Annotated in this window: 10 protein-coding genes and 1 other annotated feature; of the genes, 5 read left to right on the forward strand and 5 right to left on the reverse strand. The window is 50.3% G+C overall.

Annotation, left to right across the window (positions count from 1 at the left end; all coding sequences use genetic code 11):
* The first annotated feature begins 173 nt into the window (after positions 1 to 173).
* Positions 174 to 488 (forward strand) — a binding site (T-box leader).
* Positions 489 to 561: 73 nt separating this feature from the next.
* A complete protein-coding gene (locus tag ACX93W_RS11140; RefSeq protein WP_459392444.1) occupies positions 562 to 2265 on the forward strand; it encodes a glutamine--tRNA ligase/YqeY domain fusion protein in 1704 nt (567 codons plus the stop codon).
* A 215-nt stretch (positions 2266 to 2480) separates the two neighbouring features.
* Here the strand turns inward: ACX93W_RS11140 and ACX93W_RS11145 are convergent, their stop codons facing one another.
* From ACX93W_RS11145 to ACX93W_RS11155, 3 genes are all read right to left on the reverse strand, one after another.
* Positions 2481 to 3500: a zinc-binding alcohol dehydrogenase family protein gene (locus tag ACX93W_RS11145; protein ID WP_459392445.1), complete on the reverse strand. Its 1020-nt coding sequence runs from the start codon at positions 3498 to 3500 to the stop codon at positions 2481 to 2483.
* A gap of 26 nt (positions 3501 to 3526) precedes the next feature.
* Complete coding sequence (locus ACX93W_RS11150; RefSeq protein WP_459392446.1) at positions 3527 to 4474, reverse strand: aldo/keto reductase; 948 nt, start codon at positions 4472 to 4474, stop codon at positions 3527 to 3529.
* A 62-nt stretch (positions 4475 to 4536) separates the two neighbouring features.
* Positions 4537 to 5373, reverse strand: a complete 837-nt coding sequence (locus ACX93W_RS11155) for an amidohydrolase family protein (RefSeq protein ID WP_459392447.1) — start codon at positions 5371 to 5373, stop codon at positions 4537 to 4539.
* 159 nt (positions 5374 to 5532) lie between these two features.
* Between ACX93W_RS11155 and ACX93W_RS11160 the strand changes: the two genes are divergently transcribed.
* Positions 5533 to 6402: a helix-turn-helix domain-containing protein gene (locus ACX93W_RS11160; protein WP_459392448.1), complete on the forward strand. Its 870-nt coding sequence runs from the start codon at positions 5533 to 5535 to the stop codon at positions 6400 to 6402.
* A 284-nt stretch (positions 6403 to 6686) separates the two neighbouring features.
* Here ACX93W_RS11160 and ACX93W_RS11165 read toward each other — a convergent pair whose 3' ends face one another.
* Both ACX93W_RS11165 and ACX93W_RS11170 read right to left on the reverse strand, forming a co-directional pair.
* A complete protein-coding gene (locus ACX93W_RS11165; RefSeq protein WP_459392449.1) occupies positions 6687 to 7100 on the reverse strand; it encodes a MerR family transcriptional regulator in 414 nt (137 codons plus the stop codon).
* A gap of 2 nt (positions 7101 to 7102) precedes the next feature.
* Entirely contained in the window at positions 7103 to 8527 is a 1425-nt protein-coding gene (locus ACX93W_RS11170) for an alpha/beta hydrolase family protein (protein ID WP_459392450.1), read from the reverse strand.
* Between the two features lie 165 nt (positions 8528 to 8692).
* Here ACX93W_RS11170 and ACX93W_RS11175 point away from each other — a divergent pair, with 165 nt between their 5' ends.
* The 3 genes from ACX93W_RS11175 (at position 8693) to ACX93W_RS11185 (ending at position 13159) form a co-directional block, all read left to right on the forward strand.
* Complete coding sequence (locus tag ACX93W_RS11175; RefSeq protein ID WP_459392451.1) at positions 8693 to 10465, forward strand: sensor histidine kinase; 1773 nt, start codon at positions 8693 to 8695, stop codon at positions 10463 to 10465.
* A gap of 2 nt (positions 10466 to 10467) precedes the next feature.
* On the forward strand, positions 10468 to 12075 hold the full coding sequence (locus tag ACX93W_RS11180; RefSeq protein ID WP_459392452.1) for a helix-turn-helix domain-containing protein: 1608 nt from the start codon (positions 10468 to 10470) through the stop codon (positions 12073 to 12075).
* A 109-nt stretch (positions 12076 to 12184) separates the two neighbouring features.
* On the forward strand, positions 12185 to 13159 hold the full coding sequence (locus ACX93W_RS11185) for an ABC transporter permease (protein WP_459392453.1): 975 nt from the start codon (positions 12185 to 12187) through the stop codon (positions 13157 to 13159).
* The last annotated feature ends 2 nt before the right edge of the window (positions 13160 to 13161 follow it).

Genomic DNA, 13161 nt, shown 5'->3' on the forward strand with positions numbered 1-13161 from the left:
CTCCCTTTTTTCATTTCTTGATGAAGGGGAGAAGGCATGTTTCCTATGGGGGATTGCTCCAGCTTGTCCATCTCTCAGTAACAATAGCTATGCCGCTGCGACATGACAGAGGGGGTATGCGGTAATAACGGTTTACAAAAGAGGGAATATTCTGATAATATAGTCTGAATATTAAAAAAGCGATGATGAGAAGAGTAAGGCGGCAGGTTTTTGAACAGAGAGCTCCGGTTGCTGAAAAGGAGTCATTAGCCGTTGTCCGAAGCAAGCCTCTGAGCCGTATGCCGGAACCATTATCTGGGGGTGGCATGCCGGGCGCTCCCGTTACAGAGCTGGGGCTTGTATGCACACCCGTTAAAGCTTATCTGCTTCCATGCGGAGTCTGCACACATGTCCTGGAGTATACGCATTAATAAATGCCGTACTTGATGAGGTCAATATGGCGACATATTGATGAAGCTGGGGTGGCACCACGAAAACTCGTCCCCAAGACTATAGTCTTGGAGGTGAGTTTTTTCGTTTGTCCAAATCCGATGATAAGAGGTTATTATAAGGAGGAGTCCCATGTCTACGAACAAGGAAAACGATAACGAAAACAGCAGCGGCCATTTCATCAACAGACTGATTAACGAAGAACTTCAAATCGATCCTTTTGACCGAAAAATGTGCACGAGATTTCCGCCTGAGCCCAATGGTTATTTGCATATTGGCAGCGCGTATGCGATCCATACCAATTACGCAATCGCCCGGCAGTTTAACGGAATCTTTCATTTGCGGTTTGACGATACGAACCCGCTTAAGGAGGATATGGAGTACGTCAATGCGATTGCCGAAGATATCAAATGGCTTGGGTATGACCCTGGCGAACATATCTATTTCGGCTCAGACTATAGCACAGAAATCTATAAGGCCGCTATGAAATTAATACAGGAGGGGAAGGCGTATGTATGCGACTTGTCCCCCGAGGAAGTGGTCCGCTATCGCGGAACCTTAATTACGCCGGGAAAGGACAGCCCCTATAGAGGCCGGTCGCCGGAAGAAAACCTGGAACTTTTTGAACGTATGAGACAAGGAGAGTTTCCCGCTGGGGGGAAGGTTTTACGTGCAAAAATCGACATGGCTTCGCCTAATCCCGTTCTGCGCGATCCGGTCATATATCGTATTATCCATGCCCCGCATTATCGAACCGGAAAACAATGGTGCATCTATCCGATGTACGATTTTGCCCATCCCATCCAGGATGCCATTGAAGGAATTACGTATTCCTTGTGTTCCATTGAATTCAAAAGTCACCGGCCGTTGTATGAATGGGTATTGTCCGAGCTTACTTTTCCGCAACCGCCGAGACAAAGGGAATTCGGGCGTCTGAATGTTACGGGAGTTGTAACAAGCAAACGTTTTTTGAGGCTGATGGTGGAGGAGGGGCATGTCGACGGTTGGGATGATCCAAGGCTGCCAACTCTTAGAGGACTTAGAAGAAGAGGGTTTACGCCTGAAAGCATCACTGGGTTTATCGAAGCAGTTGGCAACATTCGAACGGAAAGCACGGTGGATATTTCGCTTCTGGATCATTGTCTCAGACAGGATTTGAAAGACAAGACGACAAGTATAATGGCCGTTTTAAACCCGCTGAAGGTCGTCATTACCAATTATCCTGAGGGTGGGGAGGAATGGCTGAGCGTTGAGAACAATAGCGAAAACGATAGCTTGGGCAAGAGGGTGGTGCCTTTTTCAAAAACGCTGTTTATCGAAAAGGATGATTTTATGGAGCACCCGGTCAAGGGTTTTCATCGGCTCGCACCGGGAAGCGAAGTAAGGCTTAAAGGCGCTTATTTTATCAAATGCGAGAATATGGTGAAGAACCCGGCAACAGGGGAAGTGACGGAGCTTCACTGCACCTACGATCACCTGACAAAAAGCGGCACGGGCTTTAGCGGCCGCAAGGTGAAGGGGACGATTCATTGGGTTTCGGGCAGTCATGCCATAAAAGCCGACGTGAATCTATTAGATAAGCTTTTGCTTGATGAAACGGAAGACACAACGGGCGTTGATGAGTGGAGAGCGAGAATAAACCCGGCGTCGAAAACGGTTATCGTGGATGCGTTAATCGAGCCATTTGCAAAAGGAGCAGCTCCAGAGCAAAAGTTTCAATTTATTCGCCAGGGCTACTTTTGCGTGGATTCAAGGCACAGCACCATTGAGAAGCCGGTCTTTAACCGAATTGTGCCATTAAAGGACAGCTGGGGAAAGAAAGCGAAGGAGCAATAGCGGCAAAGACGGGTATGGCATCGTTCCGGTATGTGAAGGGGCCTTTGGAACCGCTTAAAAGTGGTTTTCGAAAGGCCCCTTGCTGTGCCGACTTTTTCTGTTGGCTAGTTTTGCTATTTTTTGCGATTCACTATTTTGCATATCAAAAGGGATTCTGCCCTCTGCCTAAGCGCCAGACTGTTTGACCGCTGCCACATCCCCAATCGTGAATTGAGCTAAGGAATCTCCACCAATGCTTTAATAACGCCCGTTTCCGGCTTAAGCCATTGTTGGAACGGCTCGATCATGCCATCCAGCGTTGATCGGTGAGTGATATACCGGTCAATATCAACAAAACCTTTTGAGACGGCCTCAAGCACAAGGTCAAAATCGCTGCGAGTAGCGTTGCGACTGCCCATAAGCGTCATTTCGCGCTTGTGGAAATCGGGATCGTGGAATGTAATATCGCTTTTCACGAGTCCGACGTAGACCAGCGTGCCGCCATGAGCAACCAGCTTAAATGCCTGGGTCATAGACTGGGCATTGCCCGTTGCGTCAAATACGACAGCAGGATAATCGCCCTCTGTGAGCTTGGCGATCGCGGCTTCCGGTTCCTTGCGGGCATTCACAACCTCGGACGCGCCGGCCCACGTCTGGCAAAATTGCAGGCGCTCGTCATTGATATCCATTGCGATGACTCGTGCCCCGACATAGCGGGCAAAGGCCATGACGCCAAGTCCAATCGGGCCAGCCCCGATTACGAGCGCTGTGTCGCCAGCTTTCAGGCCGGAACGGCGCACGGCATGCGCCCCAATGGCAAGCGGCTCCAGCATGGCCGATTGATCCAAGGTCAAGTCGTTAGTCGCAATCAGATGAGTGACGGGTACAGCTATTTTTTCTCTCATGCCGCCGTCCACATGAACGCCCATGACCTTCATTTCAGTGCAACAATTCGTTTTGCCGCTGCGGCAAGCTAGACAGGTTCCGCAATGCAGGTAAGGGATGATGCCTACCTGGTCACCGGCTTTTAACCCAGCCTCGTTCGGCCCGATTTCTTCAATGATTCCTGCCAGCTCATGACCCAACACGCGCGGATACGCGAAGAAGGGCTGATTACCCTGATACGCATGGAGATCCGTGCCGCAGATGCCGATTCGGCGGATGCGCACGATTGCTTCCTCCGGTTGACGCAGCGGTTCAGGCATATCCTCCCGCCACTCAAAAGAACCGGCTTCCTTGCAAACAATGCCTTTCATGTTGACCCCGCCTCCTGCCCATCCCTTTAAAGGGAAGAGAATCCTTCATTGTATTCCGCTTTTCCGCTAACCCAGGTTTCATTCTGAACGGGCGCCAAAATGTTCAATACCTCTTGCAAAAGCGCGCGATCGATCGGCTCTTCGCTCCAGGCTGCATTAGCGGCGATGTTGGCCGGATTGGCGGTGCTGACCAGCGTTGTAGGAATGTCTTCGTTGGCAGTCGAAAACTGAACGGCCAGCTTGGCGATATCGTACCCTTGCTCCGCGCAAAACAGCGCTGCTTTTTGGCACTGCTCCTTGAGGGTGCTGCTTGCAGGATGCCAGTCCGCCGGTTCCCGGGTGGACAACAGCCCCATAGACAACGGCGAAGCGTTAACCAGTCCGACGCCCCGCTCATCAAGCAGCGGCAGCAGCTCCAGCAAGGATGTATCGTTTAGGGAATAATGGCAGTAGGACAAAATAACATCCGCCTCCATTTGAGGCAGGAGCTTCTTGAAAAGCTGCAGCGGCAAACCGCTAATACCGATATGCCTTGCCTTGCCTTGTTCCTTCAGACGAAGGAGAGCCGGAACGGCTTCCTCAAGGATAGGACCCGCATCCACAAACTCGATATCGTGCAGGAACAGCATGTCGACATAATCCGTATGCAGTCTGTTCAAGCTTTCCTCCAGGCTGGAGACGATGCGTTTTGCCGAAAAATCAAACAGCTCCGGTCCGTAACGTCCCGCCTTCGTGGAGAGCAGGAACTTGTCGCGCGGAATGTCACGAATCGCTTGTCCAAGCACGGTTTCAGCTTTGGTCAAGCCGTAATAAGGCGATACATCGATAAGATTGATGCCGCTATCCAGCGCTGCATGCACGGTTGCGATGCTTTCCTTGTCGTCGGTCGGACGAAACACGGAGCCAAGCGACGAAGCGCCAAAGCTGAGCGCGGACACATCCAGCCCTGTATTGCCAAGTTTCCGATATTTCATTTATGAAACCCCCTGATTTTGCGGATAGTTATTCATGTAAGTTGCCGCTACCCCCGCAGCATTCAGCGCGCAAGCTTGTAAAAGACCGCTGCGTTTCCGCCAAATAGTTTGCTTCGTTCCTCTTGGCCCCAATCGGCGGGAAGGGATGATTCCGCCAAATCTATTACGCTGTCGTAGGAGGCTGCAAGCAGGCAAACCGGCCAATCGCTGCCATACATGATCCGGTCAGGCCCGAATAATTGAAAAATGGCGTCCATGTAGGGACGAATTTGCTCCGGCTGCCAGTTGGTATGGTCGGCTTCCGTAACCATGCCGGACAGCTTGCAATAGATGCCGGGAAACCTGGCAATCTCTTTCATGGCTTGAAGCCACGGCTCAAGCTCTCCCGCGGCTATCGGCGGTTTGCCGATATGGTCGACAACTCCGCGCAGGCCCGGTACTCTCTGCAGCAATTGCACCACATGAGGAAGCTGGGCGAAGGTGACTAACAAATCAACCGGCACGTCCGCTTCCGCGTATTGCGAAAGGGCTTGCACAAATTTGTCTTCCAATATACGCGCCGAATCCGGCATATCCTGAATCATGACGCGAAAACCAACAAACTTTGGATTGGAGCACAACGATTCATAGATTTGCCAGTGGCCGCTTTCAAACAAATCCAGCCAGCCAACGACGCCAAGAATAGTAGACTCCCGATCGGCCAGCGATAAAATAAACTGTGTTTCCTCCAGCGTTGGAGCGGCTTGGACCACAATAGTTCCGTCCAGGCGATGTTTTTCCAGATGCGGTTCCAAATGCCGGGGCAAAAAGTCCCTGTACAACACGGGAACCTCCGGCGTAATCCAGCCGTAATCCCCCCGGTCGATGCTCCAATAATGCTGATGCGCGTCGATGCGCATGTTCATCACATCCTTATTTGCGATGTATGGCGTATCATTATTTTTATGGTCAAAATTCTCTGCTTCGTACCCATTGTATATCATTCGCATTTGATATTATAATGGCTTCAAATTGCATTTTTGCAACATATTTTGATGTGATGGCATGGGAGATGAATAATGAAGCCGTTCCGAAAACCATTTTTTGGCGACCCGTTGTTTTCGTTTCAGCAAGTGTACAAAACCGTTAAAAATCCGGAAATAGAGCTTCCGGATCATTTGCATGACCATTATGAGCTGGTCTATGTGCATAGCGGGAAAGGGATATTTTTTATCGATCAGACCTGGTATGAAAAAAAAGAAGGGGATCTCTTCATCATTCCCGGGAATACCATACACCGAGCATTGCCGGATCAGGATGATCCCATTATTTCTTCTGCCATCTTTTTTGCACCGTCCATGATAGCGGCAGGGCAGCTGGATGAGGGTTATTCCCATCTTTTTTGCTATGATTGGGCTAAAAAACGCAAAGGCTATCGTCTGATTGCCGGCGAAGGGTTGAGACAAGTCGCGGAAAACGCAATGGAGGAAATCGCCGGAGAGCTGCGAGAGAAAAGGGCGGGGTATCGCGAGGCGATAAAGCTGATTGTATGCGGGCTGCTATTGGAGATTAACCGCAGCTGTCTCGAGAACAGCCATGAGAGAGGACAAGCGAGAGGTAGCCGTATCGGACCTCAATGGATGCTGGAGGCGCTGCGCGAAATAGATGAGCATCCCGAACAAGAGGTTGGTCTTGCCCGACTGGCGCAAAAGGCCAACGTATCCCCGCCCCATTTTTCAAGGGTGTTCAGACAGCTTACAGCCATGAACTTAACGGGATACGTCAATGCGAAACGTATTATTAAAGCGAAGGAGCTGCTGCTGCAGAGTGATGAAAATGTGAATGTCATCGGGGATCGCTGCGGGTTTGAGACGCCAACCCACTTTTACCGGGTGTTTAAAAGCATTACGGGCGTAACGCCAAAAGCATACCGCAACAGCGGTCACTGAAAAGGTTGTTCAAAGGGGCTGTCCAAAAAGTCAAACGCTCTAACGGACACGGAAGTCCGTTAGACGCGTAAAACGAAGATTTTGAAATTCTAACGGACATCCTTGTCCGTTAGAGCCCCAAAATGGGTAATTATTGGATAATTTTCACTGTAACGGACATCAATGTCCGTTACAAACGCAAAAAGCTAAAAAATAAGCGCTAACGGACACGGATGTCCATTAGCGTTTTTAATTGAATCAGATACGCGGATCGGCTTTTTGGACAGCCCCTTTGAACTTGCATTTTAATGAATAGAGGAGGAGTCGCGGGGGCGGAAAGAAGCGATATAAGCCTGGACCATTTCTTCGTCCGTGGACAGCAGCTGTCCCAGCATGGCATGCATATTTTGGAGCAGCGCGATATGTTCCTCAATCGCCCTCATTCGTTCTGCAACCAGTCTGCGCAAGTCAACTCCGCTCTCCGCTCGGCTAAGCTGATCCAGAATTTCCTTGATTTCTTTAAGGCGGTAACCAAGCGCACGTGTGTACGTAATAAATTTCAGCTTGATCAAATAATCCTCGCCATACAGGCGGTAGCCGTTTTCCCCCCGTTTGGGGGGAGGCAAAACGCCGCTATCCTCGTAGAAGCGGATTGTTGCCGCGCTGACTCCGCTCCGTCGCGCAAGCTGACCTCGCGTCATTAGCCCTCGTGCCGTCATAACTAATCCATCCACCTCTCTTTTTGAAAAGCAACCTCCGGGTAAGCAGGGGACGGCCCCTTCAGCAGCACTTGTTCCGCGCCTAGCAAATATTGGTCAAAAAAAGCCTTCACATAAGTTCTTGAAAGATCCACCGTATGCACGGGGTCCATGTCTTTGGAAAATAGAGACGGCGACAGCAGCGCGATATCGGTAAAGCTTTGATGATAAAATCCTTCGATCTCCAGATAATACGTATCATTAAGACTATGGTTCATGACATAACGCATATCGGCGTCGAATTCGTCATAAACCACTTTTTCCGAGGCTCCGCTGGTTGGATCAAGGCTTTTGATCGTATTTTCCGTCATCATATACATAAATGGCTGCCGCAGCGACGTGCTGGATACGGTTCCCCAGAAGCCGCCCTCCAGGCTAAGGCCCGCCTTGAATCGTTCGTCCAGCGCCAACGCTTCCGCTGTCGTGGCTCCTCCGTAGGAGTGGCCGAAAATGCCAACGTGATTCAAATCCAGCTTGCCTGCAAGCAGACCATCAGGGTCCTGACTGTTCCATTCTGTCAATGAGTCCAGCACAAATATCGCGTCTTGGGCGCGCGCGCCTACCCCAACCACATTATGATCATAGATGTCGGTGGATGTCCATTCCGGGTATTCTGGAACATAAAATGCCTCGCTCCCGTTATGAAGCTTCACTCTGGCCGAGGTGTAAGGATGGTCCATGCCTACGACGATGTAACCGTTGCTGACCAGCTCTTCGATGATTGTCATGCTTTGAAATCGGGTGGAACGAATGCCGGGCGAAAATAAAATAACCGGATAACGGCTTGCGGCATCCGACAAGGCGGCCTCTTCAACGACATGGGTGGATACAAGCGAGAGATGTCCCAGCAGCCAGGAGGGCAGGTCAAATACCAGGCTGACAGCATCGGCTAGCTCGCTTGGATAATGCTCGCGCTGTTTTCCCTGAACTGATGTTTTGTCCACGGGATACCAGATATTAATAGGTACTTCCCGTTTTTCTCCGGGCTCGCCGCCAAACGTCTCCAGCCGGGATTCATCGATCAGCTGGCGTTGAACGGTTCCGATTGCGTAGCTCCCTGTTGGCTCCGGCAGCTTAAACACCGGCAGAAGATGAACCAGATACAGGGACGCCCCGTTCAGGAGAACAATGGCCGTCAAAAATGCCAAGGCGCCAAGGCGCACCCTTCTTTTGCGTGCTTTCCAAAGGAACAGGATCGCCAGAACGGCGCCCGTATAGGCGGGGATCATAAAGACGCGCATTCCCTCAAGCAGGGCATGGGAAGCTAAAAACACAAGCGGCAGCAGCGTTAAAAGCAGTGCCGCCGGGCGTTTTAGGCGCGCTCCCCAAAAATAACCGATGGCGCAACCGATTCCTGATAAAATAATAAGCCATTCCAATAATCGCATGATGTTCATTCCTCTTCATATTTGTCTTATCCATCATAAAGCTTGAAGTGAACTTCAAGGTCAAGGCCTATTATTGGCTCACCGCCAAACATGGATATCATAGACAAAAGCGCCTTATTCTTGTATGGTTAAGTCATTCAGTAACTGACGATGGGAAGATGGACAGTGAGGAAAAACTATTCCATACGGAGCATATTGATTATCGGATTTTTGGCTGTAATGGTTCCGATGCTGCTGTTTATGCTGGTCAACCATTTTTATGCCCGCGACATCGTGCGCGAGAAGGTAACGGAAACCTATCGCAACACGCTGGACATCTTTGTTAGGCAAGCCGATACCAATCTGGAGGAAATCACGAACTATCTGATTAAAATGTCCATTATGGATGTGGATGTCGGCATGCTGATGTCGTTTCCGATGGACAATGATATGTATACGCTTACGAAAATCCGGATCGATACAAAGCTGAAGCGCGACGTTGATGTCTACAACGTAATCGACAGCGTTTTTCTTTATCACCAGGGCGATACGATTCTGGGAACCAACAGCGATTATAACCGGACACGGGATATTATTATGACCCATATGCGCGACCGCTTGAACAGCGTGGAAAAACCTGCGGACGTAAATCGCCAGTGGGACGTACGCTACGATCAGCGGATGGAGGGTTCGTTTTTCCTGATGAACAGCGTAGAAGTAAGAGATGGACTCTACGCCGGCGCCATCATTCGCATTCAGGATATCAACGCTATGTTGTCCCGGCAGTGGAGCGACGGGGATATCGGGTACACGGGCATTCTTTTGCGTGAAGACAGTCTTCTTAAGGAATTGCTGACGGAGAATTTGCCGCAGCTTGGCGATGAAAGCAGATTGATCACGAACAAGCCCTATATTCAGGGGACGGATGCGGAAACGGGGCAATCCTACCTGGTCATGAGCCGGCCCAGCCGAGCGGTCAATATCGCTTACCAGGTGATGGTGCCGGAGCAGGCGCTGTTGAAGGAACTGATTTTTTTCCGCAACGTATCCTTGTTTGCGCCTATCGGGCTGTTTCTTCTATTAACCTTGTATATGCTGTTAATCCGCAACATGTTGTTTAAACCTTTTCACGAGCTGATTCTGGGGATGAAAAAAATCTCTCTTGGCATGCTGGACGTCCGGCTCAAGCGTGGGAAAACAATCGAGTTTCAGTTTCTGGGCGATACCTTCAATATGATGGCGGAGCAGATTAAAACGTTAAAGATCGATGTTTACGAGGAGCAGCTTCGGGTCAAGCAGGGGGAGCTGCGCCAATTGCAGGCTCAGATCAATCCCCATTTTTATATGAACAGCTTAAACATCATTTATAATTTGGCAGCGTTGAAGGACACGGAATCCGTCAAACGAATGTCGCTTCACCTGGCGGATTATTTCCGTTTCATTATGAGGGTGAACCGCGACACGATTACGCTTGGCGAAGAGCTGACGCACATCGATAATTACATTACGATTCAAAAAATGAGGTTCCCCGATCGGCTGGACTGCAAAATCGAGGTTTCGGAAAAACTCCGCACTTTCCCGGTGGCGGCGCTAACCATTCAGCCTTTTGTTGAAAATGCAATTATTCACGGGTTTAAAAACCGCCGCAAGCTGTTCGTGATTGCCATCAGCGCCTCCACGGAGGAAACGGCCGATGGGCGTCATATTCTTAAAGCGGTTGTCAGCGACAACGGAACGGGCTTCGACGAAGAAGTGCTGGAGCAGCTTCAGCGCAAGCAGTATGTATCCCAGAGCGGCTCCGCATCCACGGGGCTTGGCATTATGAATGTAATGGATCGCTTAACTCTTTTATATGGTCAGGCAGCGTCGGTTTATTTTGAGAATAAAACGGGCGAAGACGGCGAAAGCGGCGCGAAGGTAACGATTACGATTCCCGAAACAAGAGAAGGAGAACGCTAAACATGTATAATCTGCTGGTGGTGGACGACGAGGATATCGCGATCAGGGGCATTACGCATGGCATCGACTGGTCGGACATGAAAATAAACGAGATTTTTACGGCCTATGATGCGGACGAGGCTAAAGAAATACTCCTCAAGCACTCCATCGACATTTTGTTGTCGGATATCGATATGCCCGGCGTAAGCGGAATCGAGCTGCTGCGCTGGGCCAACGAGCATAAGCCGGGGACGGTTACGCTGTTTCTGACGGGCCACGCGGATTTCACCTACGCCCAGCAAGCCGTGCAACTCGACTGCTTCGATTATTTATTAAAGCCGATTGACCATAATGAATTAAAAAAGTGCATCGGTGGAGCAATCGGAAAAGTCGAAGAGCAGCGCAGACTTACGGAAATCCGCAGCACGTATGATCATTATTCCGAGCTTTGGCGGCAGCAGCGTCCGGTGCTGGTGGAACGCTTTTGGCAGGATCTCTTTCATTACAGGCTGTCGGCAAATCCGGGATTGCTGGATGCGGCGCTTGCTTCTTACGATATTCCCCTTAAGGCATGCGACTCTATCACCGTCATTCTGGTCAGCATCGAGGAGTGGCGCGAGGAGTGGTCCGCCCGGGACGAGGAAATCATGACCTACGGCGTAAAAAACGCTGCGGAGGAAATGTTGTTAGGCGGCAGGGGAGGAACGGTCGTGCAGGAAGCGGGCGGCACTCTATATGTCGTCGGGTATGAATCCTACGCGGAATCCGAGGCGGAGACGGCGGAACGCTGCCGGCGCTTTATAAGCGAATGCAAGGCGCTGCTTCATTGCGGCTTGTCCTGCTATATCGGGAAACCGCTGCTTGTGCAGGAGGCAAGGGGATGTATCCAACAGCTGCAGGAGCAGGAAAAACGGAACATCAGCAAAAGCGGGACGGTTCTGCTTGCCAACGATTTTGACGCCAGCCGGAGCGAAAGCGGCCTTCAAATCATTTCCTTTTCGGACTGGAGCCTGCTGCTTACGATGGGCAAGCGGACGGAGCTTGCTTACCGCATCGACGAGTGTTTTGACCGGATGCTGCAGCAGAAGGCGAGTTATACGGCGCTGGCCTCCTTTTATTTTGGCTTTATGAATATGATTTTTGATTGGATGCACGAGCGTTCCTTATGCGCGGAGAAAGTATTTCCAGGCGGAGAATGGGAAGAAGGGGCCCAAGCGTTGAAATCGATTGCCCGCCTGCGCACGTGGAGTCATGTCATGTGCGATTTGGCCACCTCGTACTCCCAGCATCAGGGGGGAACGGTTTCCCAAACGGTTGCGAAAGTGCAGCAATATATGCGGGAGAGGATGCATGAGGAGTTCAGCAGGGAAGAAGCGGCGGAATATGTTTATCTCAACCCGGCTTATTTGTCCCGGCTGTTCCGGAAGGAGACCGGCAAGTCGCTGACTGATTATTTGGTCGAGCTGCGCATTGCCAAAGCCCGCGAGGAGCTGGCGGGTGCGAACAACCGGATCAGCGATATTGCGCAAGCGGTCGGCTATTCCAATTTCTCGCATTTTTCGCAGCTTTTTAAACGAATGACGGGACTTACGCCCCAGGAATACCGCAAAAAATTTCAAAATCTGCAATAGCCCATAAAGAAAGTCACAACGCCGATAATGCGGTCACAGCGCCGACAGATGCCGGCGTTTTTTTTATTTAAACTTAAGGAAGCAAAAGAGAGAAGAAGGAGGGACGGCGATGGAAATTGCAGAAACCAAAGCTGCCGACATGGAGCTAAAGAAGACTTCGTTCCGGAGCAAACTGGAAAAAAGCGTCTTCCGCAAATACTGGATGTTCTACGTTATGATGCTGCCCGGCATCGTCATTCTGATTGTGAACAACTACATTCCGATGTTCGGAATCCTGATCGCATTCAAGAATATCAACTATGTTGACGGTATTTTGGGAAGCCCTTGGTCGGGATTACGGAATTTTGAATACCTGTTCAAAACGAAGGATGCCTGGATCATTACCCGCAACACGTTGCTGTACAATGGGGGCTTTATCATCTTAAACCTGATTGTGCCGCTTGCGTTTGCGATGATGTTGAATGAAATGAAAAACCGGTTTATGGCCAAGCTCCATCAAACCGTTATGTTTTTGCCTTATTTCCTTTCCATGGTCGTTATCAGCTACCTTGCGTTTGCGTTCATGAGCGATCAAAACGGCTTCCTGAACAAAACGTTCTTGCCGATGCTTGGAATGGAAACGGTTCAATGGTACTTCACCAAAGAAGTTTGGCCGTACGTGCTGCCGTTGGTCAATACCTGGAAATGGGTGGGCTACTACACGGTTATGTACATGGCGGCAATTATCGGCATTGACGATGAGTATTACGAAGCGGCAACGATTGACGGCGCTGGAAAATGGAAACAAATGACCAGCATTACGATTCCGCTCATTATGCCGGTCGTTACGATTTTGACCCTCTTGCAAATCGGGCGTATCTTTAATGCGGACTTCGGATTGTTCTTCCAGGTGCCGCGTGAATCCGGCGTATTGTTCCCGGTCACAAACGTTATTGATACCTATGTATACCGTACGTTCCTGACAGTCGGCGACATTGGTTTGTCATCGGCGGCGGGGCTGCTGCAATCCGTGGTTGGTTTTTCATTAGTATTCCTGTCCAACTGGGTTGTGCGGCGGATCAACAAAGAAAACGCATTGTTCTAATG

It is taken from the genome of Paenibacillus sp. CAU 1782, assembly GCF_054551715.1.

Bases quoted from the DNA above. Each gene is read 5' to 3' on its own strand.
- ACX93W_RS11155 (WP_459392447.1), bottom strand. From the start codon at position 5,373: ATGCGCATCGACGCGCATCAGCATTATTGGAGCATCGACCGGGGGGAT.
- ACX93W_RS11150 (WP_459392446.1), bottom strand. From the start codon at position 4,474: ATGAAATATCGGAAACTTGGCAATACAGGGCTGGATGTGTCCGCGCTC.
- ACX93W_RS11165 (WP_459392449.1), bottom strand. From the start codon at position 7,100: ATGACGGCACGAGGGCTAATGACGCGAGGTCAGCTTGCGCGACGGAGC.
- ACX93W_RS11185 (WP_459392453.1), top strand. From the start codon at position 12,185: ATGGAAATTGCAGAAACCAAAGCTGCCGACATGGAGCTAAAGAAGACT.
- ACX93W_RS11160 (WP_459392448.1), top strand. From the start codon at position 5,533: ATGAAGCCGTTCCGAAAACCATTTTTTGGCGACCCGTTGTTTTCGTTT.
- ACX93W_RS11180 (WP_459392452.1), top strand. From the start codon at position 10,468: ATGTATAATCTGCTGGTGGTGGACGACGAGGATATCGCGATCAGGGGC.
- ACX93W_RS11140 (WP_459392444.1), top strand. From the start codon at position 562: ATGTCTACGAACAAGGAAAACGATAACGAAAACAGCAGCGGCCATTTC.
- ACX93W_RS11170 (WP_459392450.1), bottom strand. From the start codon at position 8,527: ATGCGATTATTGGAATGGCTTATTATTTTATCAGGAATCGGTTGCGCC.
- ACX93W_RS11145 (WP_459392445.1), bottom strand. From the start codon at position 3,500: ATGAAAGGCATTGTTTGCAAGGAAGCCGGTTCTTTTGAGTGGCGGGAG.